This window comes from Plantimonas leprariae, from assembly GCF_008802405.1.
GTDB lineage: Bacteria > Pseudomonadota > Alphaproteobacteria > Rhizobiales > Rhizobiaceae > Plantimonas > Plantimonas leprariae.
The window spans coordinates 1-20,577 of sequence record NZ_VZDO01000030.1 but is presented as its reverse complement, the minus strand read 5'-3'; the positions used below and the strand labels follow the sequence as shown (position 1 = coordinate 20,577).

Below are 20,577 nucleotides of genomic sequence, written 5' to 3'. Positions count from 1 at the left end.
CCGGGATCGTGTCAAGCATCGTCGAGTGACGGGGGCGGGAAGGGTCTGACGGCCCGTCCCGTTTTCGATCGATCGAGGCCGGATCGTCCCTCAGGATGTTCCGGCCTTTTTCATGAGGCAATGGGCGTCGAGAGCGACCACGTCGCCGTAGGTGCCCGCCGTGCAGCCTTCCGCCAGCCCCGCGATCAGCGGGGGCTTCCCTGAAGCGGCTGCGTCCCGTTCGAACCGGTCGAGGTCCGAGCCGAAGAATCCGCGGAAGTCCATCGGCACTCTACCCGACGCCAGATCGGCCCGATGGATCAGCAGGACATCCAACCTCAACGATTGCAGGCTCGACGCGAGTGCGGCCGGATCGCGGGTCGTCACGGCATTCCGCACCGCTTCCATCCGGGCGATCGTCGGCTGGAAATAGCCGAGCTGATAGGCGATCGCGAGTTCGCGACTGAACAGTGTCGAGCGGCGCGTCAGAACCGGCGAGAAGTCGAGGTCGCGAACGAAACCTCCGACCACGGCGTCCTTCGGCATCGCCGCGATCGCCGCGATGAGCTCCGGGTTCTTCGGCAGGCGGAAGGTCGATCGCACCGCGGCTGCGCCGACCACGGTCAGGATCAGCACCGCAGCCGTGCCGCCGAGCATGATCGTGCGCCCGATCTTCCACCGGACGAGCCATTGCGGGAAGGGGCGATCGCGGATCCATTCGACGACGATCACCGGGGTGGTGACGAGCGAGACGACCGACAGGCCGATCGTGTAGCGATTCGGCAGATGCAGCTTGAAGAGAACCAGCGCCGCCAGGACGAACCAGCCGAGCGACATCGCGAGGAAATAGAGGGGCAGTTCCGAGCGCATACCGCCGCTCCGGCCTCGAAACATCCGCAGGAACAGCAGGACCGGACCGATGAGCCAGACGGCGAGCGTCAGGACGATATCCTGCTCGAACGGCTGGCTGCATCGGCCGTTGAAGAGGCCGAGCCGCGGGGCGCACAGGAAATCGAGCGTCCCGTTCGTTTCCGTGATCGTGCCTCGGCCGCCGGCGGCGAAGGTCGGGGTGTTCAACGCTTCGCTCAGCGTGATCGTCGGACTGAACTGGCCGCTGGCCAGGAGAAACGGCAGCAGCCCCGCGATCGTCGCGACCGCCGCGCACGCGACGAGAACGATGCGATCGCGGCTGAGGTCGAGATAGGGTCTTCGCCACGGCGTAATGAAGGTGAAGCCAATCATCGATGCGATGACCAACGACATCTGCGGATAGGTGCCGGTCATGGCCAATTGAGCGAGGGAGGTCTGCAGCGCGCGGCGCCGAGCCAAGCCGTCGAGGCAGGCAAGCAGCAGGACCGGCCAGAAGCTGCGCGGGGTTGCGCTGATCACCACGTCCTCGCGCACGAGCGAGTGCAGGACGATCGCGGCCGCGACGAAGCCCAGCAGCGGTTCCCCGCCGATCGCTCGCACGAAACGGTAGGCGAACAGGGCGATGAGCGGATAGAGCAGCGCCGGCAGGATTTTCGTGAAGACGAGCGGCGGAATGCCGACGAGCCAAGCGGCTCGGTAGACGCCGCGGAAGAACCAGGGACTGACCGATTCCCAGAAGTTGGCCATCAGGTCGTTCCGAAGCAGCGAGGAATCGTCCCACCGGCTCGTCCAGGAGAGGAACATCCGGCCGTCATCCTGGATACTGCCGCCATGACGGAACGCTACGATGAGGAAGGCGACCGAGGCGACCAATCCGAGGAAGAGGCTCATCGCGAGCCAGGGCGCATCCTCGTCGCGCGCCGCGAGGCGATGGCCGACGAAGGTTGCAAGGCGCGAGGGCGGCGTCTCGATGTAGTTGAAGCGGCTGTTCATCGCGGGAAAGGGCGTTCGGCGGGGGGATGGGATGGGCGGGCGCGTCGCTTCGTTCAGCGAAGATCCTGGATGAAGCCGTGTCGCACGAGGTCCTCGGACGTGCCGTAGCGCATCGACGCCTCGTATCGCAGGTCGGCTTCCTCTCCGAAGGCTTCGTGCTCGAGGATCGCCTTGTAGAACTTGGATCCGCCGACGTGCTGTCCGAGAGAGACGATCTTGCGGAACTCCTCGACCGCGTCCGCCGGAAACTTGTAATGGAGAAGCACGCACTGCACGGCGGTGAAGTTGCGGTACAACGGGAAAGGGCCGTGCGTGGCACCGCCGCTGAACTGCGACCGCCTGTCCATGTGGATGACCGGGAACTTGTTGATCCGCATCCGCACGCCGAACATCCGCTGGCGTGGTCCGCCGCGAACCGACAGGCAGGTCGGGCCGTTCTCGAGATCGTAGCCGTCGCCGTCGAACAGCGGGTAGAGGCTTGCCGGCATCGCGGCGGCCGGCCGATGGGACGGCGCGTCGCGCAAGGGGCCATCCGGATAGATGTCGAGCATCACCGCCATCGCCCGTTTCAGGCGCCTGCCCTGCAGGTCGGCGATGAAACTCGCCAGCGGCCGCGCCTCGCAGCCGGGGAAGACGAGGTACTCGTCGCAGTCGACGGAGACGTACCAGCGTCCGCGGCCGTAGTGTTCCACCAGCATGTCGCGCCAAAGGAGGCCGCCACCGGTCGCGCGGTAGTCGACGTTGGATTCGAACAGGTCGACGTCCGGCTGATCGAGGAGGGCGCGCGTCGCGTCGCCGGATTTGTCGTCGACGAAAGCGAAGCGAGCGACCCCAAGCTTCCGGTAGTGTGCTAGGAATGACGGAATATATCGCTCTGCATCGCGGCAGACGCAGAGGAGCACGACGTCCTGCGGGCCGGGCGACGGCGTCGAGGCCCGCCGGACGAGATCGAAGCGGATGCCTTCGCGGCTCATTGTGCGCTTACGATAGCGGCGATCCCGGACGAAGAGGCGGACCCGATCCGGCAGCGACATCCGGCCCATCCGCTTCCAGTCGGAAGCGGCCGCGACCGGATAGACGGGAGTGTTCGGCGGTCGTGTCATGGGCGACCACTGGCACAAGGGGCTGCGAGCGACAAGCGGCGGGGAAGCGGCAGCGCCGATCGCGATGAGCCGTCTTGCGGTCCGGCCCGGCATGGTCCAAGCGGAGCGGCGGCGGGCCGCCGGCCCGGCCATCCCGTCGCGAGCCAGCGGAAACCGATGACATCGAGCGCGCCCGATACGGACCTCTTGACGCTGATCGGCCGGCATCCGGCCGTCGTCCTCGTCGCCAACAGTCAGGCGTCAGACGTCACCGAACTTCGCCGCACGATGCCGGACGACGCCTTGTTCGTGTTCTTCAACGACGTCACACGCGTCCTCAGCGAACCGTTCGACCGCCCTTCGGTTCTCGTCGCGCGCAGCGGCAAGGAGGGCCCCGCCATCGTGCGCAAGCACAAGATCGGCGGCATCCTGAATTGCTTCGCCCCCGGCGCGCTGCGTGCGGTGGTCGACCTGCGCTGCGGTACGCGGGAGAACTTCGCCCCGGCTGAAGCCTTCGGTTTCCCAGAGGTGGTCTTTCTCGACCTGACGGATTTCTTCCGGACCCGATATACGGCGGCGAAGACCGCAAGCAGCGGCTATGCGATGGTGGCGTGGCTGGCGAGCCAGAAACTAAGCGGCGAGCTCTACGGCTGCGGCTTCACCGGGCGCCGTAGCGAGAAGTGGAAGGTCTTCGACGTTCACGACTGGGCCTTCGAACGCATCGCCCTCCGGCTGTTCGAGACGAGCGGACGCGTCCGGCTGCAACCGAGCAGCGTCCTCGACCCGAGCGCCATTGAGGCGCTCGCGCGGCAGTTCCCCGACGTCGAACGATCACGCTTCGTGGAGATCGGCTACGAGGTGCTGTCGCAGCGCATCGAGCATACGGACATGTTCGTCGAGCGCCTCTGGTCGGTCACCAAGGTGGGGCGGGGAGTGCGCGAGGCGTTCAAGGTCTTCAGAAGACGCAAGGGCACCGAACTTTAGGGCGGGGACGGCCGCGTTTCGCTGTTGCGCGGCGATCCTCCGGGCGGTATGTGCAGGCGGGATAGGGGTATAGCTCAGTTGGTAGAGCGGCGGTCTCCAAAACCGCAGGTCGGGGGTTCGAGCCCCTCTGCCCCTGCCAATCCTTACAATCTCGTTATTGCTTTTTGCCGGGGCTTGTGAATCACCCGGCATGCCGCTATGAAGCCCGCAATCAACTGAATTCCGGGCGCGCGGGGTGATCTTCGCTTCGACGCGCCTTCGTGCGTGGGCATCGTATGGCCGCAAAGTCCAACCCCTTCACCTTCCTTTCGCAGGTCCGAGCCGAGACCGCGAAGGTGGTGTGGCCGTCGCGCCGGGAAACCGGCATCTCGACGGTGATGGTTCTCATCATGGTGGTGTTCGCGTCCGCGTTCTTTTTCATCGCGGACATGGTGTTCGGCTACGCCATGAGCCTTCTGCAAGGCACGGCCGTTTGATTGGCGGAAGCAGTTCGACGCACATGACAGCTCGCTGGTACATCGTCCACGCCTACTCGAACTTCGAGAAGAAGGTGGCCGAATCGATCGAGGAACAGGCCCGTCAGAAGGGTCTGTCCGAGAAGTTCGAGCGCATCCTCGTGCCGACCGAGAAGGTGGTCGAGGTCCGGCGCGGCCGGAAGGTCGATGCCGAGCGCAAGTTCTTCCCCGGCTACGTGCTGGTGAAGGCCGAGCTGACGGATCAGGTGTTCTCGCTGATCAAGAACACGCCGAAGGTTACGGGCTTTCTTGGGCCCGACAACCGTCCGGTCCCGATCACGGAAGCGGAGGCGAACCGCATCCTGAACCAGGTACAGGAGGGTGTGGAGCGGCCGAAGCCGACCGTGCTCTTCGACATCGGCGAGCAGGTGCGAGTATCGGACGGGCCGTTCGCCTCGTTCAACGGCATCGTCCAGGAGATCGACCCGGAGCGCTCGCGCCTTAAAGTGGAGGTCTCGATCTTCGGGCGCGCGACGCCCGTCGATCTGGAATTCGGTCAGGTCGAGAAGGTCTGACCGGAACGGGGGCCGTTAGCGGCTCTTTCGTGCGCGGGAGGCGAAGCCGGGACAGCCGTCCGGTGACGCGCCGCACCGCGCGACTGCAACCCGCTTCCGACCTTCCGGTCGCATCGGCGGACAACATGGGCAGAAGGCATGGCTAAGAAGATCGCAGGCCAGCTCAAGCTGCAGGTGAAGGCCGGTTCGGCGACTCCGTCGCCGCCGATCGGCCCGGCCCTCGGTCAGCGCGGCATCAACATCATGGAGTTCTGCAAGGCGTTCAACGCGCAGAGCCAGGAAATGGAGAAGGGTTCGCCCGTCCCGGTCGTGATCACGTACTACCAGGACAAGTCCTTCACCTTCGTCATGAAGACGGCTCCGGTGAGCTACTTCCTGAAGAAGGCGGCGAACATCCAGTCGGCCTCCAAGCTTCCGGGCAAGGACGTCGCCGGCAAGGTCACGCGCGATCAGGTGCGCGAGATCGCGACCGCGAAGATGAAGGATCTGAACGCGAACGACGTCGATGCGGCCATGAAGATGGTCGAGGGTTCGGCGCGTTCCATGGGCCTGGAAGTGGTGGGCTGAGGACGATGGCGAAGCTTGCGAAGCGGGTCGAGAAGTCCCGCGATGGCATCGAGCGCACGAAGCTCTACGCGCTCGACGAGGCCGTCAAGATGATCAAGGACCGCGCCAGCGCGAAGTTCGACGAGACCGTCGAGATCGCGATGAACCTCGGCGTCGATCCGCGTCACGCCGACCAGATGGTGCGCGGCGTCGTCAACCTGCCGAACGGCACGGGCCGCACGGTCCGCGTCGCGGTCTTCGCGCGCGGCGCGAAGGCGGACGAGGCGAAGGCGGCCGGTGCCGACATCGTCGGTGCCGAGGACCTCGTGGAAGCGGTGCAGGGCGGCCAGATCGATTTCGATCGCGCCATCGCGACGCCGGACATGATGGGTCTCGTCGGTCGCCTCGGTAAGGTGCTCGGGCCGCGCGGCCTGATGCCGAACCCGCGCGTCGGCACCGTGACGCCGGACGTGACGGCGGCGGTGAAGGCCTCGAAGGGCGGCGCTGTCGAGTTCCGCGTCGAGAAAGCCGGCATCGTCCACGCCGGCGTCGGCAAGGTGTCGTTCGGTGCGGAGCAGATCGCCGAGAACATCCGCGCCTTTGCGGATGCGGTGCAGAAGGCGAAGCCGTCCGGCGCGAAGGGCAACTACCTGCAGCGCGTCTCGCTGACCTCGACCATGGGTCCGGGCGTCAAGGTGGACCTGTCGACGCTGCAGGCGACGACCGCCTGATCCCAGCCCGTCGGGGCTTCAATTCCGGATAGGCCGCACCCATATGCGGCCTCTTCCGATATCAGATTCCGGCGCGTCCGCGCGCCGGCGCAGGGGCGGCGGCAACGCTTCCCCGACCTGTCCGAGATTGCAGGCGAGTTCGAAGCTTCAGGCTCCGACTCTTAATTGGCTTCCAGCCTGCATGAGACCGGGTGTTCGATTTTAGTTCTTCCGGGCGCTGCCCGGACGTGGTTCGAACCTCAGAATGCCTTGCGCCGCTTGCGGGTTCCGAAAGGACTTCAGGCGCGAGGGGACAGGATCCTCGAGCGTCGCTTCGGTTCGCCGGAGCGGCATAAGGCAACCGGCGCAAGCTTTTCTTGAGGCTTGCGCCAGATGGAGAGTGGCAGTGGACAGAGCGCAAAAGCGCGAGTTCGTCACCGAGATGCACGAGACCTTCAAGGGCTCGGGCTCGATCGTGGTGGCTCGCTATGCCGGCCTCACTGTCGCGCAGATGAACGACCTTCGGTCGAAGATGCGCGCGCAGGGAGCCACCGTCAAAGTCGCGAAGAACCGCCTCGCCAAGATCGCTCTTCAAGGCACGGACGCCGAAGGGATCGCCGATCTGTTTCTCGGGCAGACGCTTGTCTGCTACGCGACAGATCCGATCGCGGCGCCCAAGGTCGCCAACGACTACGCCAAGGGTAACGATAAGCTCGTAATCCTCGGCGGCGCGATGGGCACGACCGCCCTCGACGCGGAAGGAGTGAAGGCGCTTGCTTCGCTCCCGTCGCTCGACGAACTGCGCGCCAAGCTTGTCGGCATGATCCAGACGCCGGCGCAGCGCATCGCGTCGGTCGTCGCGGCTCCGGCCGGTCAGCTGGCCCGCGTGTTCGGGGCATATGCCAAGAAGGACGAGGCGGCGTGAGGCTTCAAGCTTCGCACCCGACTTCAGAAGTTCGAACCTTAAGGAAACCGAAACATGACCGATCTCGCCAAGATCGTTGAAGACCTGTCGCAGCTGACCGTCCTCGAGGCGGCCGAGCTGTCGAAGATGCTCGAAGAGAAATGGGGCGTTTCCGCCGCCGCTCCGGTCGCCGTCGCGGCGGCCGGCGGCGCGGGCGGCGCGGCCGCTCCGGTCGAGGAAGAGAAGACCGAGTTCGACGTCATCCTCCAGGAGGCCGGCGCTCAGAAGATCAACGTCATCAAGGAAGTCCGCGCGATCACCTCGCTCGGCCTGAAGGAGGCGAAGGATCTCGTCGACGGCGCGCCGAAGCCGGTGAAGGAAGGCGTCTCGAAGGACGAGGCGGCCAAGATCAAGGACCAGCTCGAGAAGGCTGGCGCCAAGGTCGAAGTCAAGTAAGCCCGGGGGCCTCGCGCCCTCGCGCTTCAATACGCATACAGGTCAGCGGGACGGCTCTTCGCCGTTCCGCTTTCCGCGCTCCTGAGGGCTGATGAGCCGGGGAGCACACAGGAGACGCGGGTGTCCCGACCGCCGTGGCGGCGGTTCGGAGACTCGGGTGGCGCGCCAGCGGCGCGCGGCGAATGCGACGACCCGGGAAGCGGATCTCCCGCCGCGCCCGGCCTCTCCCTTGCCGATGGGAGAAACATGTTGATACCCGCTGGTCCGGCGCAGCGGTACGAAGGAGCGACGATGTCTCAGACCACGATGACGTTCAGCGGTCGCAGGCGAGTGCGCAAGTTCTTCGGGTCCACGCCCGAAGTCGCGGAAATGCCCAATCTGATCGAAGTGCAGAAGGCGTCCTACGATCAGTTCCTGATGGTCAAGGAGCCGGAAGGCGGCCGCCCCGACGAGGGCCTGCAGTCCGTGTTCAAGTCCGTGTTCCCGATCTCCGACTTCTCGGGTCAGGCGATGCTCGAATTCGTCAAGTACGAGTTCGAGGCGCCGAAGTTCGACGTCGACGAGTGCCGGCAGCGCGACCTGACCTTCGCTGCGCCGCTGAAGGTGACGCTGCGCCTCATCGTGTTCGATATCGATCCGGACACGAACTCCAAGTCCATCAAGGACATCAAGGAGCAGGACGTCTACATGGGCGACATGCCGCTCATGACGTCCAACGGCACGTTCATCGTGAACGGCACCGAGCGCGTGATCGTCTCGCAGATGCACCGTTCGCCGGGTGTCTTCTTCGACCACGACAAGGGCAAGTCGCACTCCAGCGGAAAGCTGCTCTTCGCCGCCCGCGTCATCCCGTATCGCGGTTCCTGGCTCGACATCGAGTTCGACGCCAAGGACGTCGTCTACGCGCGCATCGACCGCCGCCGGAAGATCCCGGTGACGTCGCTGCTCATGGCGCTCGGCATGGACGGCGAGGAAATCCTCTCGACCTTCTACGACATCGTCCAGTTCAAGAAGAGCAAGGACGGCTGGCGCGTGCCGTTCTCCGTCGAGCGCCTGCGCGGCCAGACGGCCGTCGTCGACATCGTCGACGCCGATAGCGGCGAAGTGCTGGTCGAGGCTGGCAAGAAGGTGACCGCCCGGCAGGCCCGGCAGTTCAAGGAGCGCGGCGTCAAGGCGCTGCGCGCGACCGCCGAGGACCTCTACGGCAACTATCTCTCCGAGGACATCGTCAACTACCAGACGGGCGAGGTCTATCTCGAAGCCGGCGACGAGATCGACGAGAAGTCGTTGAAGGTCCTGACCGACGGCGGTTACGACGAGATCAACGTGCTCGACATCGATCACGTGACGGTCGGCGCCTACATTCGCAACGCACTCGCGATCGACAAGAACGAGAGCCGTCAGGACGCGCTGTTCGACATCTACCGCGTGATGCGTCCGGGCGAGCCGCCGACGATGGAAACGGCGGAGGCGATGTTCCGCTCGCTGTTCTTCGATCCGGAGCGCTACGACCTCTCGGCCGTCGGCCGCGTCAAGATGAACATGCGTCTCGACGTCGACGCCGAGGACACTGTGCGCGTGCTCCGCAAGGAGGACATCCTGGCGGTGGTCAAGACGCTCGTCGGCCTGCGCGACGGCCGCGGCGAGATCGACGACATCGACAACCTTGGCAACCGCCGGGTCCGCTCGGTCGGCGAACTGATGGAGAACCAGTACCGCGTCGGCCTGCTCCGCATGGAGCGCGCGATCAAGGAGCGCATGTCGTCGGTCGAGATCGACACTGTCATGCCGCAGGACCTGATCAACGCGAAGCCGGCCGCCGCGGCCGTGCGCGAGTTCTTCGGCTCGTCGCAGCTCTCGCAGTTCATGGACCAGACGAATCCGCTGTCGGAGATCACCCACAAGCGCCGGCTTTCCGCGCTCGGCCCGGGTGGTCTGACGCGCGAGCGCGCCGGATTCGAGGTGCGCGACGTCCACCCGACGCACTACGGCCGCATCTGCCCGATCGAAACGCCGGAAGGCCCGAACATCGGCCTTATCAACTCGTTGGCGACGTTCGCTCGCGTCAACAAGTACGGCTTCATCGAAAGCCCGTACCGGCGCGTCGTGGACGGCAAGGTGACCGACGAGGTCGTCTACCTGTCGGCGATGGAGGAGGCGAAGCACCACGTCGCGCAGGCCAACGCGCCGATCAGCGCCGACATGAGCTTCGAGGAGGAGCTGATCGTCTGCCGTCACGCCGGCGACGTCGGTCTGACTCCGCGCGAGAACGTTGATCTGATGGACGTGTCGCCGAAGCAGCTCGTGTCGGTCGCGGCGGCGCTGATCCCGTTCCTTGAGAACGACGACGCCAACCGCGCGCTGATGGGCTCGAACATGCAGCGTCAGGCCGTGCCGCTTGTGCGCGCCGAGGCGCCGTTCGTCGGCACCGGCATGGAGCCGATCGTCGCCCGCGACTCCGGCGCCGCGATCGGCGCGCGCCGCACCGGCATCGTCGACCAGGTGGACGCGACGCGTATCGTCATCCGCGCGACCGAGGACGTCGAGCCGGGCAAGTCCGGCGTCGACATCTACCGCTTGATGAAGTTCCAGCGCTCCAACCAGAACACCTGCATCAACCAGCGGCCGCTGGTGGCGGTGGGCGACCGGGTGCGCAAGGGCGACATCATCGCGGACGGCCCGTCGACCGACCTCGGCGATCTGGCGCTCGGCCGGAACGTGCTCGTCGCGTTCATGCCGTGGAACGGCTACAACTACGAGGACTCGATCCTCCTTTCCGAGCGGATCGTCGCCGACGACGTCTTCACCTCGATCCATATCGAGGAGTTCGAGGTCATGGCGCGCGACACCAAGCTCGGCCCGGAGGAGATCACGCGCGACATTCCGAACGTGTCGGAAGAGGCGCTGAAGAACCTCGACGAAGCCGGCATCGTTTATATCGGCGCGGAAGTGCAGCCGGGCGACATCCTGGTCGGCAAGATCACGCCGAAGGGTGAAAGCCCGATGACGCCGGAGGAGAAGCTGCTCCGCGCCATCTTCGGCGAGAAGGCCTCGGACGTGCGCGACACGTCGAGCCGCATGCCGCCCGGCACCTACGGCACGGTGGTCGAGGTGCGCGTGTTCAACCGCCACGGCGTCGAGAAGGACGAGCGCGCCATGGCGATCGAGCGCGAGGAGATCGAGCGCCTCGCCAAGGACCGCGACGACGAGCAGGCGATCCTCGACCGCAACACCTACGGCCGCCTCGGCGAGATGCTGAACGGCAAAGTGGCGGTGTCCGGCCCGAAGGGCTTCAAGAAGGGTTCGGAGGTCAATCCCGAGCTGATGCAGGAGTTCTCGCGCTCGCAGTGGTGGATGTTCGCCGTCGAGGACGAGCGTCTGCAGGGCGAGGTCGAGGCGCTGCGTAACCAGTACGACGAAGCCAAGAAGACGCTCGAAGCGCGCTTCATGGACAAGGTCGAGAAGGTGCAGCGCGGCGACGAACTGCCGCCTGGCGTCATGAAGCAGGTGAAGGTCTTCGTCGCGGTCAAGCGCAAGATCCAGCCGGGCGACAAGATGGCCGGTCGTCACGGCAACAAGGGCGTCGTGTCGCGCATCGTGCCGGTGGAGGACATGCCGTTCAACGAGGACGGCACGCATGTCGACATCGTCTTGAACCCGCTCGGCGTGCCGTCGCGCATGAACGTCGGTCAGATCCTCGAGACGCACCTCGGCTGGGCTTGCGCCGGGATGGGCAAGCGGATCGGCGAGCTCTACGACGCGTATCTGGAGAACCAGAACGTCGAGCCGCTCCGCAAGGAGATCGCCGGCATTCTCGGCTCCTCGGAGCGCAACGAGAAGGTCGCGAACTACGACGACGACGGCGTCGTGACGCTGGCGAAGCAGATGCGCAAGGGCGTGTCGATCGCGACGCCGGTCTTCGACGGCGCGGTCGAGCACGACATCGTCGAGATGCTGGAGAAGGCGGGTCTGAACGGTTCCGGTCAGGTCACGCTCTACGACGGCCGGACGGGCGACGCCTTCGATCGGCAGGTGACGGTCGGCTACATCTACATGCTGAAGCTGCACCATCTGGTGGACGACAAGATCCACGCCCGCTCGATCGGCCCGTACTCGCTGGTCACGCAGCAGCCGCTCGGCGGCAAGGCGCAGTTCGGCGGCCAGCGCTTCGGCGAGATGGAGGTCTGGGCGCTGGAAGCCTACGGCGCGGCCTATACCTTGCAGGAGATGCTGACGGTGAAGTCCGACGACGTCGCGGGTCGCACGAAGGTCTACGAGTCGATCGTGCGCGGCGACGACGCGTTCGAGTCGGGCATCCCGGAAAGCTTCAACGTGCTCGTCAAGGAGATGCGCTCGCTCGGCCTCGACGTCGACCTGTCGCAGTCCGTGCCGCTCGACCAGCCGCTGGAACGCCTGCCCGACGCGGCCGAGTAAGAAAGGGTACTTTGCTCAATGGCTCTGATGGTCGGTGCCCTCTACGATGCCCTGCGGTCTGCCAATGTCGACGACGATAAGGCGCGTAGAGCAGCGGAAGAAGTCGCCGACTTTCAGAAGCAGATAGCGACGGTGGATGCCTCAGTCGGACGCTTGGAGCAGAAGGCGGAAGGCCGGTTCACTCTGTTGCAGTGGATGCTCGGAGTAAACCTCGCCATCAGCATCACCATTCTTTTCAAGGTCTTTAGCTAGGCCTTCGCGAATCCGAGGAGCGCCCTACGCCGGGCGCTTCCATCACCGGAATTCCTCAGCGCCGGCCGGACGGCGCGAACGGGGCGATCGCCCTAAAAGGAGACAGACCATGAACCAAGAGGTCATGAATCTCTTCAACCCGCAGGTGCAGGCGCAGACGTTCGATTCGATCCGCATCTCGCTGGCGTCGCCGGAGAAGATTCTTTCCTGGTCGTTCGGCGAGATCAAGAAGCCGGAGACGATCAACTACCGCACGTTCAAGCCGGAACGCGACGGCTTGTTCTGCGCGCGCATCTTCGGCCCGATCAAGGACTACGAGTGCTTGTGCGGCAAGTACAAGCGCATGAAGTACAAGGGCATCATCTGCGAGAAGTGCGGCGTCGAGGTGACGCTGTCGCGCGTTCGCCGCGAGCGGATGGGCCATATCGAGCTCGCCGCCCCGGTCGCGCACATCTGGTTCCTGAAGTCGCTGCCGAGCCGCATCGGCACGCTGCTCGACATGACCCTGAAGGACATCGAGCGCGTCCTCTACTTCGAGAACTACATCGTCACCGAGCCGGGCCTTACCCCCCTGAAGGAGCACCAGCTCCTGTCGGAGGAGGAGTACCTGATCGCCGTCGACGAGTATGGCGAGGACTCGTTCACCGCCCTCATCGGCGCGGAAGCCATCCAGGCCCTGCTCGCCGCCATGGACCTTGAGCGCATCGCCGGGGACCTGCGTTCGGAAATCGCCGAGACTTCATCCGATCTGAAGATGAAGAAGCTCATGAAGCGGCTGAAGATCGTCGAGAACTTCCTGGAGTCCGGCAACAAGCCGGAGTGGATGGTCATGCGCGTTGTGCCGGTGATCCCGCCGGACCTGCGCCCGCTGGTGCCGCTCGATGGCGGCCGCTTCGCGACCTCCGACCTCAACGACCTCTATCGCCGCGTCATCAACCGCAACAACCGCCTGAAGCGTCTGATCGAGCTCCGCGCGCCCGGCATCATCGTGCGCAACGAGAAGCGCATGCTGCAGGAGGCGGTCGACGCGCTGTTCGACAACGGCCGGCGCGGCCGCGTCATCACCGGCGCCAACAAGCGGCCGCTGAAGTCGCTCTCGGACATGCTGAAGGGCAAGCAGGGCCGTTTCCGCCAGAACCTCCTCGGCAAGCGCGTCGACTATTCCGGCCGCTCGGTCATCGTGACGGGGCCGGAGCTGAAGCTGCATCAGTGCGGCCTGCCGAAGAAAATGGCGCTGGAGCTGTTCAAGCCGTTCATCTACGCGCGGCTCGACGCCAAGGGCTATTCGTCCACCGTCAAGCAGGCAAAGAAGCTGGTCGAGAAGGAGCGTCCGGAGGTCTGGGACATCCTGGACGAGGTGATCCGCGAGCATCCGGTGCTGCTGAACCGCGCCCCGACACTGCACCGCCTCGGCATCCAGGCCTTCGAGCCGGTGCTGATCGAGGGCAAGGCGATCCAGCTCCATCCGCTGGTCTGCACGGCCTTCAACGCGGACTTCGACGGCGACCAGATGGCGGTGCACGTGCCGCTGTCGATCGAGGCGCAGCTCGAAGCGCGCGTCCTGATGATGTCGACCAACAACATCCTGCATCCGGCGAACGGTCAGCCGATCATCGTGCCGTCGCAGGACATGGTGCTAGGCCTCTACTACCTCTCGATCATGAACGAGAACGAGCCGGGGCAGGGCATGGCCTTCTCTGACTACGGCGAGCTGGAGCACGCGCTCTACTCGAAGGCGGTGACGCTGCACACGAAGATCAAGGGGCGCATCCGCTCTGTCGACGCCGAGGGGAACGAGACCTCGAAGATCTACGAGACGACGCCCGGCCGCATGCTCATCGGCCAGCTTCTGCCGCGGAACCACCGCGTTCCCTTCGACATCGCCAACGACCTGATGACGAAGAAGAACATCTCGCGGCTGATCGACCAGGTGTACCGCCACTGCGGTCAGAAGGAGACGGTGATCTTCTGCGACCGCATCATGCAGCTCGGCTTCCGCCACGCCTGCACGGCCGGCATCTCCTTCGGCAAGGATGACATGCTCATCCCCGAGACGAAGGCGAAGCTGATCGGCGAGACGCAGGCGCTCGCGAAGGAATACGAGCAGCAGTACAACGACGGCCTGATCACGCAGGGCGAGAAGTACAACAAGGTCGTCGACGCCTGGGCCAAGTGCACGGACAAGATCGCCGACGAGATGATGGGCCGCATCAAGGCGGTCGAGTTCAACGAAGAGACCGGCCGCCAGAAGCCGATGAACTCGATCTACATGATGTCGCACTCCGGCGCGCGCGGGTCGCCGACCCAGATGCGCCAGCTTGCGGCGATGCGCGGCCTGATGACCAAGCCGTCGGGCGAGATCATCGAGACGCCGATCATCTCGAACTTCAAGGAGGGCCTGACCGTGCTGGAGTACTTCAACTCCACCCACGGTGCCCGCAAGGGTCTGGCCGACACCGCCCTGAAGACCGCGAACTCCGGCTACCTGACGCGCCGCCTCGTCGACGTCGCGCAGGACTGCATCATCACGCAGGAAGACTGCGGCACCGAGAACGGCCTGACGATGCAGCCCATCGTCGACGCCGGTCAGGTGGTCGCGACCCTCGGCCAGCGCATCCTCGGGCGCACCGCGCTCGGCGATATCGTGCACCCGCTGTCGGGCGACGTGCTCGTCGAGAGCGGCCGGACCGTAGAGGAAGCGGACGTCGAGAAGATCGAGAAGGCCGGCATCCAGTCGGTGAAGATCCGCTCGGCGCTGACCTGCGAGGTGCGCACCGGCATCTGTGCCATCTGCTACGGTCGCGATCTGGCGCGCGGCACGCCCGTCAACATGGGCGAAGCCGTCGGCGTCATCGCGGCGCAGTCGATCGGCGAGCCGGGCACGCAGCTCACCATGCGGACGTTCCACATGGGCGGCACGGCGCAGGTGGTGGACTCGTCGTTCCTCGAAGCGTCCTACGAAGGCACCGTGCAGATCCGCAACCGTAACGTCGTGCGCGACTCCGACGGGCGTCTCGTCGCGATGGGCCGCAACATGGCCGTCCTGATCCTCGATCAGGCGGGCAAGGAGCGGGCGACCCACCGCGTCACCTACGGTTCGCGCATCTTCGTGGACGACGGCGACAAGGTGCGCCGCGGCCAGCGCATCGCCGAGTGGGATCCGTACACCCGCCCGGTCATGACCGAGGTGGAGGGCACGGTCGAGTTCGAGGATCTGGTCGACGGCGTTTCCGTGTCGGAGCAGGCCGATGAGGCGACGGGCATCACCAAGCGCGCGGTCATCGACTGGCGGGCGAGCCCGCGCGGCACGGGCCTCAAGCCCGCGATGGTCATCCGTGGCAAGGACGGTGCGATCATCAAGCTCGCGCGCGGCACCGACGCTCGCTATCTCCTCTCGGTGGATGCGATCCTGTCGGTCGAGCCGGGCAGCCACGTGAAGGCCGGCGACGTCCTTTCGCGTATCCCGATGGAGTCCGCGAAGACCAAGGACATCACCGGCGGTCTGCCGCGCGTCGCCGAGCTCTTCGAGGCGCGTCGTCCGAAGGACAACGCGATCATCGCGGAGATCGACGGCACGGTGCGGTTCGGGCGCGACTACAAGAACAAGCGCCGCATCATCGTCGAGCCGCATGAGGACGGCGTCGAGCCGGTGGAGTACCTGATCCCGAAGGGCAAGCCGTTCCACCTGCAGGAAGGCGACGTCATCGAGAAGGGCGACTACATCCTCGACGGCAATCCGGCGCCGCACGACATCCTGGCGATCCGCGGCGTGGAGGCTCTGGCGAGCTACCTCGTCAACGAGATCCAGGAGGTCTACCGGCTGCAGGGCGTGCTCATCAACGACAAGCACATCGAGGTCATCGTGCGGCAGATGCTGCAGAAGATCGAGATCACCGAGTCGGGCGATTCCGGCCTGATCCCGGGCGACCACATCGACCGGATCGAGCTGGCGGAGCTGAACGAGCGTCTCGCCGATGAGGGCAAGAAGCCCGCCATCGGCAACCCGGTGCTGCTCGGCATCACCAAGGCTTCGTTGCAGACGCCGAGCTTCATCTCGGCGGCGTCCTTCCAGGAGACGACGCGCGTCCTCACCGAGGCCGCCGTCGCCGGCAAGATGGACATGCTGCAGGGTTTGAAGGAGAACGTCATCGTCGGCCGGCTCATTCCGGCCGGTACGGGCGGCATCATGACCCAGATCCGCCGGATCGCGGGCTCGCGCGACGACCTCATCGTCGAGGATCGTCGGAGCAAGGCCGCGAACACCGAGCAGTCGGATCGCCTGCTGACCCAGATGACGGACGCGGCCGAATAATCATTCGGACGCCGTCGCGAGGATTGGAGGCCGCCCTTCGCCGGGCGGCCTTTTCTTTTGGAAGGGCGGGCAGGGAAGACGATGACGGCATCACGACCGATCGCGCCGGAGGACCATCCGCAACTGCTCGCGCTGAACAACGAGCACGCCGCGGAGCTGTCGCTTCTCCAAAAGAATGCGTTTGCGCGCCTTGCGAGCCAAGCATTTCTGGCCCGGTCGATCAAAACGGAAGCGTTCATCTTCGCTTTCGATCAGGATGCCGATTACGACAGTCCGAACTTCCTTTGGTTCCGGCAACGCTATCCGCGGTTCGTCTATGTCGATCGCGTGGTCGTTGCCGAGGCGGCGCGCGGTCGCGGTCACGCCCGGCGTCTCTATGACGAGCTCTTCGCTGCTGCTCGGGAAAGCGGTCAAGACCGCGTCGTCTGCGAAGTGAACATCCGCCCGTCGAATGCCGCATCCGACGCCTTTCACGAGCGGCTCGGCTTCCTGGAGGTAGGTCGGGCCGAAATCCACGATGGGGCGAAGCTCGTCCGCTACCTCGAACGACAGCTCTGACGACCGAGCGCGTCCTTAGGCGCATAGCTGTTCTGCCATAAACGGCACGGGGTTGACGCGACTCGAACGAATCTATATTCCGCGCCCAACAGAGCCGATGTGAGGCCGATCTTCCGCAGGGCGCCACGCCCCGGAGCAGCGCTTCAAACAAGGCTTCGTTCTACGAGTTGTCAAATCGATGGCCGCAAGACCGTGTATCGGTCCTCTGCTCCGTGTCCGGGCAATCCGCTGTTAAAGCGGATCGAAAGCCCGGTTTCGCGCATGGAGCGAGAACCGATCGAGCGTTTCGACAACGCGTAACGAACCAGAACCGATCGAAGAGGCAAGGTTGGAATGCCGACCATCAACCAGTTGATCCGGAAGCCGCGCGTTCGCCCAACGGACCGCAACACGGTCCCGGCGCTGCAAGCGAACCCGCAGAAGCGCGGCGTCTGCACCCGCGTCTACACGACGACGCCGAAGAAGCCGAACTCGGCGCTCCGCAAGGTCGCCAAGGTGCGGCTCGTCAACGGCTTCGAGGTCATCGGCTATATCCCCGGTGAGGGCCACAACCTTCAGGAACACTCGGTGGTCATGATCCGCGGCGGCCGCGTGAAGGACCTTCCGGGCGTTCGCTACCATATCATCCGCGGCGTGCTCGACACGCAGGGCGTCAAGGACCGCAAGCAGCGCCGTTCGAAGTACGGCGCGAAGCGTCCGAAGTAAGTCGTCCGTCCGCGAGAAGTACGAGAGAAGCGCAGATGTCCCGTCGCCACCGTGCCGAGAAGCGTGAGATCAACCCGGACCCGAAGTTCGGCGATCTCGTCGTCACCAAGTTCATGAACGCCATCATGTACGATGGTAAGAAGTCCACCGCCGAGACGATCGTCTACGGGGCGTTCGACTCCGTGCAGAACAAAAGCCGCCAGGACGCGATCGCCGTGTTCCATCAGGCGCTCGACAACATTGCACCGCACGTCGAAGTCCGCTCGCGGCGCGTCGGCGGCGCGACCTACCAGGTTCCGGTCGACGTGCGCCCCGAGCGCCGTCAGGCCCTCGCGATCCGCTGGCTCATTGGCGCGGCCCGCAACCGCAACGAGACGACCATGGTCGACCGCCTGTCGGCCGAGCTTCTCGACGCCTCCAACAACCGCGGCACCGCCGTGAAGAAGCGCGAAGACACGCACCGCATGGCGGAAGCGAACCGCGCCTTCTCGCACTATCGCTGGTAACCCGCGCTCGATTTCGAAAGGCGACGCCCCATGGCCCGCGAATACAAGATCGAAGACTACCGCAATTTCGGCATCATGGCCCACATCGACGCGGGCAAGACGACCACGACCGAGCGGATTCTCTTCTACACCGGCAAGTCCCACAAGATCGGCGAAGTCCATGACGGCGCCGCGACGATGGACTGGATGGAGCAGGAGCAGGAGCGCGGCATCACCATCACGTCCGCCGCGACGACCACATTCTGGCAAGGTCGCGACGGCAAGACCCGTCGCTTCAACATCATCGACACCCCCGGGCACGTCGACTTCACCATTGAGGTGGAGCGTTCGCTCCGCGTGCTCGACGGCGCGATCGCGCTGCTGGACGCCAATGCCGGCGTCGAGCCGCAGACCGAGACCGTGTGGCGCCAGGCCGACAAGTACAACGTTCCGCGCATGATGTTCGTCAACAAGATGGACAAGACCGGCGCCGACTTCTTCCGCTGCGTGGAGATGGTCAAGACCCGCCTCGGCGCCCGCGCGATCGTCGTGCAGCTGCCGATCGGCGCCGAGAACGAGTTCAAGGGCGTCGTCGATCTCATCGAGATGAAGGCGCTGATCTGGCGCGACGAGACGCTCGGCGCGAAGTGGGACGTGGTTGAGATCCCGGCCGACCTGCAGGCGCAGGCCGAGGAATATCGCGAGAAGATGATCGAGCTCGCCGTCGAAGTCGACGAGGGCGCGATGGAGAAGTATCTCGAAGGCGAGATGCCGGACAACGACACGCTGCGCAAGCTGATCCGCAAAGGCACCTGCGACGTGTGGTTCACGCCGATCTTCTGCGGCTCGGCGTTCAAGAACAAGGGCGTGCAGCCGTTGCTTGACGGCGTCGTCGACTTCCTGCCTTCGCCGGTGGAGGTGCCCGCCATCAAGGGTATCGACCCGAAGACGGAAGGCGAGACCGAGCGCAAGTCGTCCGACGACGAGCCGCTGTCGATGCTCGCTTTCAAGATCATGAACGACCCCTTCGTCGGCTCGCTCACCTTCTGCCGCATCTATTCGGGCAAGGTCGCCAAAGGTGCCTCGCTGCAGAACACGGTGAAGGAGAAGAAGGAGCGCATCGGGCGCATGCTCCAGATGCACTCGAACTCGCGTTCGGACATCGAAGAGGCGTTCGCCGGCGACATCGTCGCCCTTGCGGGTCTGAAGGAAGTCACCACGGGCGACACGCTCTGCGATCCGCTGAAGCCGGTCATTCTTGAGCGCATGGAGTTCCCCGAGCCAGTCATCGAGATCGCGATCGAGCCGAAGACCAAAGGCGATCAGGAGAAGATGGGCCTCGCGCTCAACCGTCTCGCCGCCGAGGACCCGAGCTTCCGAGTCAAGACGGACGAGGAGTCCGGCCAGACGATCATCGCCGGCATGGGCGAGCTCCATCTCGACATCCTCGTCGATCGTATGAAGCGCGAGTACAAGGTCGAGGCGAACATCGGCGCCCCGCAGGTGGCGTATCGCGAGACGATCACCCGTCAGGCCGAGGTCGACTACACCCACAAGAAGCAGACCGGCGGCACGGGTCAGTTCGCCCGCGTCAAGATGGTGTTCGCGCCGTCCGAGGCCGGTGAGGGCTTCAAGTTCGAGTCGAAGATCGTCGGCGGCGCGGTTCCGAAGGAATACGTGCCCGGCGTCCAGAAGGGCATCCAGTCCGTGCTGACCTCCGGCCCGCTGGCGGGCTTCCCGATGGTCGACATCAAGGCCGAACTCATCGACGGCGCGTTCCACGACGTCGACTCCTCGGTTCTCGCCTTCGAGATCGCGGCCCGCGCCGGTTTCCGCGAGGCCATCCAGAAGGCTGGGCCGAAGCTGCTCGAGCCGATCATGAAGGTCGAGGTCGTGACGCCGGAAGACTACGTCGGCGACGTCATCGGCGACCTGAACTCCCGCCGTGGTCAGATCCAGGGCACCGAAGGCCGCGGCATTGCGACGGCGGTCAACGCCATGGTGCCGCTGGCCAACATGTTCGGCTACGTCAACACGCTCCGTTCGATGAGCCAGGGCCGCGCGCAGTACACGATGTCGTTCGACCACTACGAGCAGGTCCCGAACCAGGTCGCGGACGAGATCCAGAAGAAGTACGCCTGACGCGATCGTCGCGTCGGTATCAAACCCTATTCGGGCGTTACGCCCAAACGAGATGACGGAGAGCCACGATGGCGAAGGGTAAATTCGAGCGCAACAAGCCGCATGTGAACATTGGGACGATTGGGCATGTTGATC

The 20,577-nt window shown here is 64.9% G+C and carries 16 protein-coding genes and 1 tRNA gene; 15 read left to right on the top strand and 2 right to left on the bottom strand.

Features of this window, described 5'->3' with window-relative positions; translation table 11 throughout:
• Nucleotides 1–90: 90 nt before the first annotated feature.
• Together F6X38_RS22890 and F6X38_RS22885 are read right to left on the bottom strand one after the other, a co-directional pair.
• Nucleotides 91–1,842 (bottom strand): hypothetical protein, encoded by a 1,752-nt coding sequence (locus F6X38_RS22890; RefSeq protein WP_150974003.1) that lies wholly within the window; start codon nucleotides 1,840–1,842, stop codon nucleotides 91–93.
• Nucleotides 1,843–1,895: 53 nt separating this feature from the next.
• On the bottom strand, nucleotides 1,896–2,945 hold the full coding sequence (locus tag F6X38_RS22885; RefSeq protein WP_161992895.1) for a glycosyltransferase family 2 protein: 1,050 nt from the start codon (nucleotides 2,943–2,945) through the stop codon (nucleotides 1,896–1,898).
• A gap of 156 nt (nucleotides 2,946–3,101) precedes the next feature.
• On the opposite strand from F6X38_RS22885, the gene F6X38_RS23590 reads away from it, so the two are divergent.
• From F6X38_RS23590 to fusA, 15 genes are all read left to right on the top strand, one after another.
• Nucleotides 3,102–3,908, top strand: a complete 807-nt coding sequence (locus F6X38_RS23590; RefSeq protein ID WP_161992894.1) for a 3-deoxy-manno-octulosonate cytidylyltransferase — start codon at nucleotides 3,102–3,104, stop codon at nucleotides 3,906–3,908.
• A 63-nt stretch (nucleotides 3,909–3,971) separates the two neighbouring features.
• Nucleotides 3,972–4,047: transfer RNA gene (locus F6X38_RS22870), tRNA-Trp, on the top strand.
• A 136-nt stretch (nucleotides 4,048–4,183) separates the two neighbouring features.
• Nucleotides 4,184–4,384: a preprotein translocase subunit SecE gene (secE, locus tag F6X38_RS22865; protein ID WP_150973997.1), complete on the top strand. Its 201-nt coding sequence runs from the start codon at nucleotides 4,184–4,186 to the stop codon at nucleotides 4,382–4,384.
• 23 nt (nucleotides 4,385–4,407) lie between these two features.
• Nucleotides 4,408–4,938, top strand: a complete 531-nt coding sequence (nusG, locus tag F6X38_RS22860) for a transcription termination/antitermination protein NusG (protein WP_150973995.1) — start codon at nucleotides 4,408–4,410, stop codon at nucleotides 4,936–4,938.
• A 138-nt stretch (nucleotides 4,939–5,076) separates the two neighbouring features.
• A complete protein-coding gene (gene rplK / locus F6X38_RS22855; RefSeq protein ID WP_150973993.1) occupies nucleotides 5,077–5,505 on the top strand; it encodes a 50S ribosomal protein L11 in 429 nt (142 codons plus the stop codon).
• A 5-nt stretch (nucleotides 5,506–5,510) separates the two neighbouring features.
• Nucleotides 5,511–6,215: a 50S ribosomal protein L1 gene (gene rplA, locus F6X38_RS22850; RefSeq protein ID WP_150973991.1), complete on the top strand. Its 705-nt coding sequence runs from the start codon at nucleotides 5,511–5,513 to the stop codon at nucleotides 6,213–6,215.
• 385 nt (nucleotides 6,216–6,600) lie between these two features.
• A complete protein-coding gene (gene rplJ / locus F6X38_RS22845) occupies nucleotides 6,601–7,119 on the top strand; it encodes a 50S ribosomal protein L10 (RefSeq protein ID WP_150973989.1) in 519 nt (172 codons plus the stop codon).
• A 54-nt stretch (nucleotides 7,120–7,173) separates the two neighbouring features.
• Nucleotides 7,174–7,554, top strand: a complete 381-nt coding sequence (gene rplL, locus F6X38_RS22840) for a 50S ribosomal protein L7/L12 (RefSeq protein WP_150973987.1) — start codon at nucleotides 7,174–7,176, stop codon at nucleotides 7,552–7,554.
• 291 nt (nucleotides 7,555–7,845) lie between these two features.
• Nucleotides 7,846–11,988 carry a DNA-directed RNA polymerase subunit beta gene (gene rpoB / locus F6X38_RS22835; protein ID WP_150973984.1) on the top strand — a complete coding sequence of 1,381 codons (4,143 nt, stop codon included), beginning with the start codon at nucleotides 7,846–7,848 and terminating at the stop codon, nucleotides 11,986–11,988.
• 18 nt (nucleotides 11,989–12,006) lie between these two features.
• Complete coding sequence (locus tag F6X38_RS22830; RefSeq protein ID WP_150973982.1) at nucleotides 12,007–12,240, top strand: integrase; 234 nt, start codon at nucleotides 12,007–12,009, stop codon at nucleotides 12,238–12,240.
• Between the two features lie 109 nt (nucleotides 12,241–12,349).
• A complete protein-coding gene (gene rpoC, locus F6X38_RS22825; protein WP_150973980.1) occupies nucleotides 12,350–16,552 on the top strand; it encodes a DNA-directed RNA polymerase subunit beta' in 4,203 nt (1,400 codons plus the stop codon).
• An 81-nt stretch (nucleotides 16,553–16,633) separates the two neighbouring features.
• Nucleotides 16,634–17,110 (top strand): GNAT family N-acetyltransferase, encoded by a 477-nt coding sequence (locus F6X38_RS22820; protein WP_150973978.1) that lies wholly within the window; start codon nucleotides 16,634–16,636, stop codon nucleotides 17,108–17,110.
• Between the two features lie 333 nt (nucleotides 17,111–17,443).
• A complete protein-coding gene (gene rpsL, locus F6X38_RS22815) occupies nucleotides 17,444–17,815 on the top strand; it encodes a 30S ribosomal protein S12 (protein ID WP_150973976.1) in 372 nt (123 codons plus the stop codon).
• A gap of 35 nt (nucleotides 17,816–17,850) precedes the next feature.
• Nucleotides 17,851–18,321: a 30S ribosomal protein S7 gene (gene rpsG / locus F6X38_RS22810; RefSeq protein ID WP_150973974.1), complete on the top strand. Its 471-nt coding sequence runs from the start codon at nucleotides 17,851–17,853 to the stop codon at nucleotides 18,319–18,321.
• A 30-nt stretch (nucleotides 18,322–18,351) separates the two neighbouring features.
• On the top strand, nucleotides 18,352–20,442 hold the full coding sequence (gene fusA, locus F6X38_RS22805; protein ID WP_150973972.1) for an elongation factor G: 2,091 nt from the start codon (nucleotides 18,352–18,354) through the stop codon (nucleotides 20,440–20,442).
• The last annotated feature ends 135 nt before the right edge of the window (nucleotides 20,443–20,577 follow it).

Bases quoted from the DNA above. Each gene is read 5' to 3' on its own strand.
- F6X38_RS22890 (WP_150974003.1), bottom strand. From the start codon at position 1,842: ATGAACAGCCGCTTCAACTACATCGAGACGCCGCCCTCGCGCCTTGCA.
- F6X38_RS22885 (WP_161992895.1), bottom strand. From the start codon at position 2,945: ATGACACGACCGCCGAACACTCCCGTCTATCCGGTCGCGGCCGCTTCC.
- F6X38_RS23590 (WP_161992894.1), top strand. From the start codon at position 3,102: ATGACATCGAGCGCGCCCGATACGGACCTCTTGACGCTGATCGGCCGG.
- secE (WP_150973997.1), top strand. From the start codon at position 4,184: ATGGCCGCAAAGTCCAACCCCTTCACCTTCCTTTCGCAGGTCCGAGCC.
- nusG (WP_150973995.1), top strand. From the start codon at position 4,408: ATGACAGCTCGCTGGTACATCGTCCACGCCTACTCGAACTTCGAGAAG.
- rplK (WP_150973993.1), top strand. From the start codon at position 5,077: ATGGCTAAGAAGATCGCAGGCCAGCTCAAGCTGCAGGTGAAGGCCGGT.
- rplA (WP_150973991.1), top strand. From the start codon at position 5,511: ATGGCGAAGCTTGCGAAGCGGGTCGAGAAGTCCCGCGATGGCATCGAG.
- rplL (WP_150973987.1), top strand. From the start codon at position 7,174: ATGACCGATCTCGCCAAGATCGTTGAAGACCTGTCGCAGCTGACCGTC.
- rpoB (WP_150973984.1), top strand. From the start codon at position 7,846: ATGTCTCAGACCACGATGACGTTCAGCGGTCGCAGGCGAGTGCGCAAG.
- F6X38_RS22830 (WP_150973982.1), top strand. From the start codon at position 12,007: ATGGCTCTGATGGTCGGTGCCCTCTACGATGCCCTGCGGTCTGCCAAT.
- rpoC (WP_150973980.1), top strand. From the start codon at position 12,350: ATGAACCAAGAGGTCATGAATCTCTTCAACCCGCAGGTGCAGGCGCAG.
- F6X38_RS22820 (WP_150973978.1), top strand. From the start codon at position 16,634: ATGACGGCATCACGACCGATCGCGCCGGAGGACCATCCGCAACTGCTC.
- rpsL (WP_150973976.1), top strand. From the start codon at position 17,444: ATGCCGACCATCAACCAGTTGATCCGGAAGCCGCGCGTTCGCCCAACG.
- rpsG (WP_150973974.1), top strand. From the start codon at position 17,851: ATGTCCCGTCGCCACCGTGCCGAGAAGCGTGAGATCAACCCGGACCCG.
- fusA (WP_150973972.1), top strand. From the start codon at position 18,352: ATGGCCCGCGAATACAAGATCGAAGACTACCGCAATTTCGGCATCATG.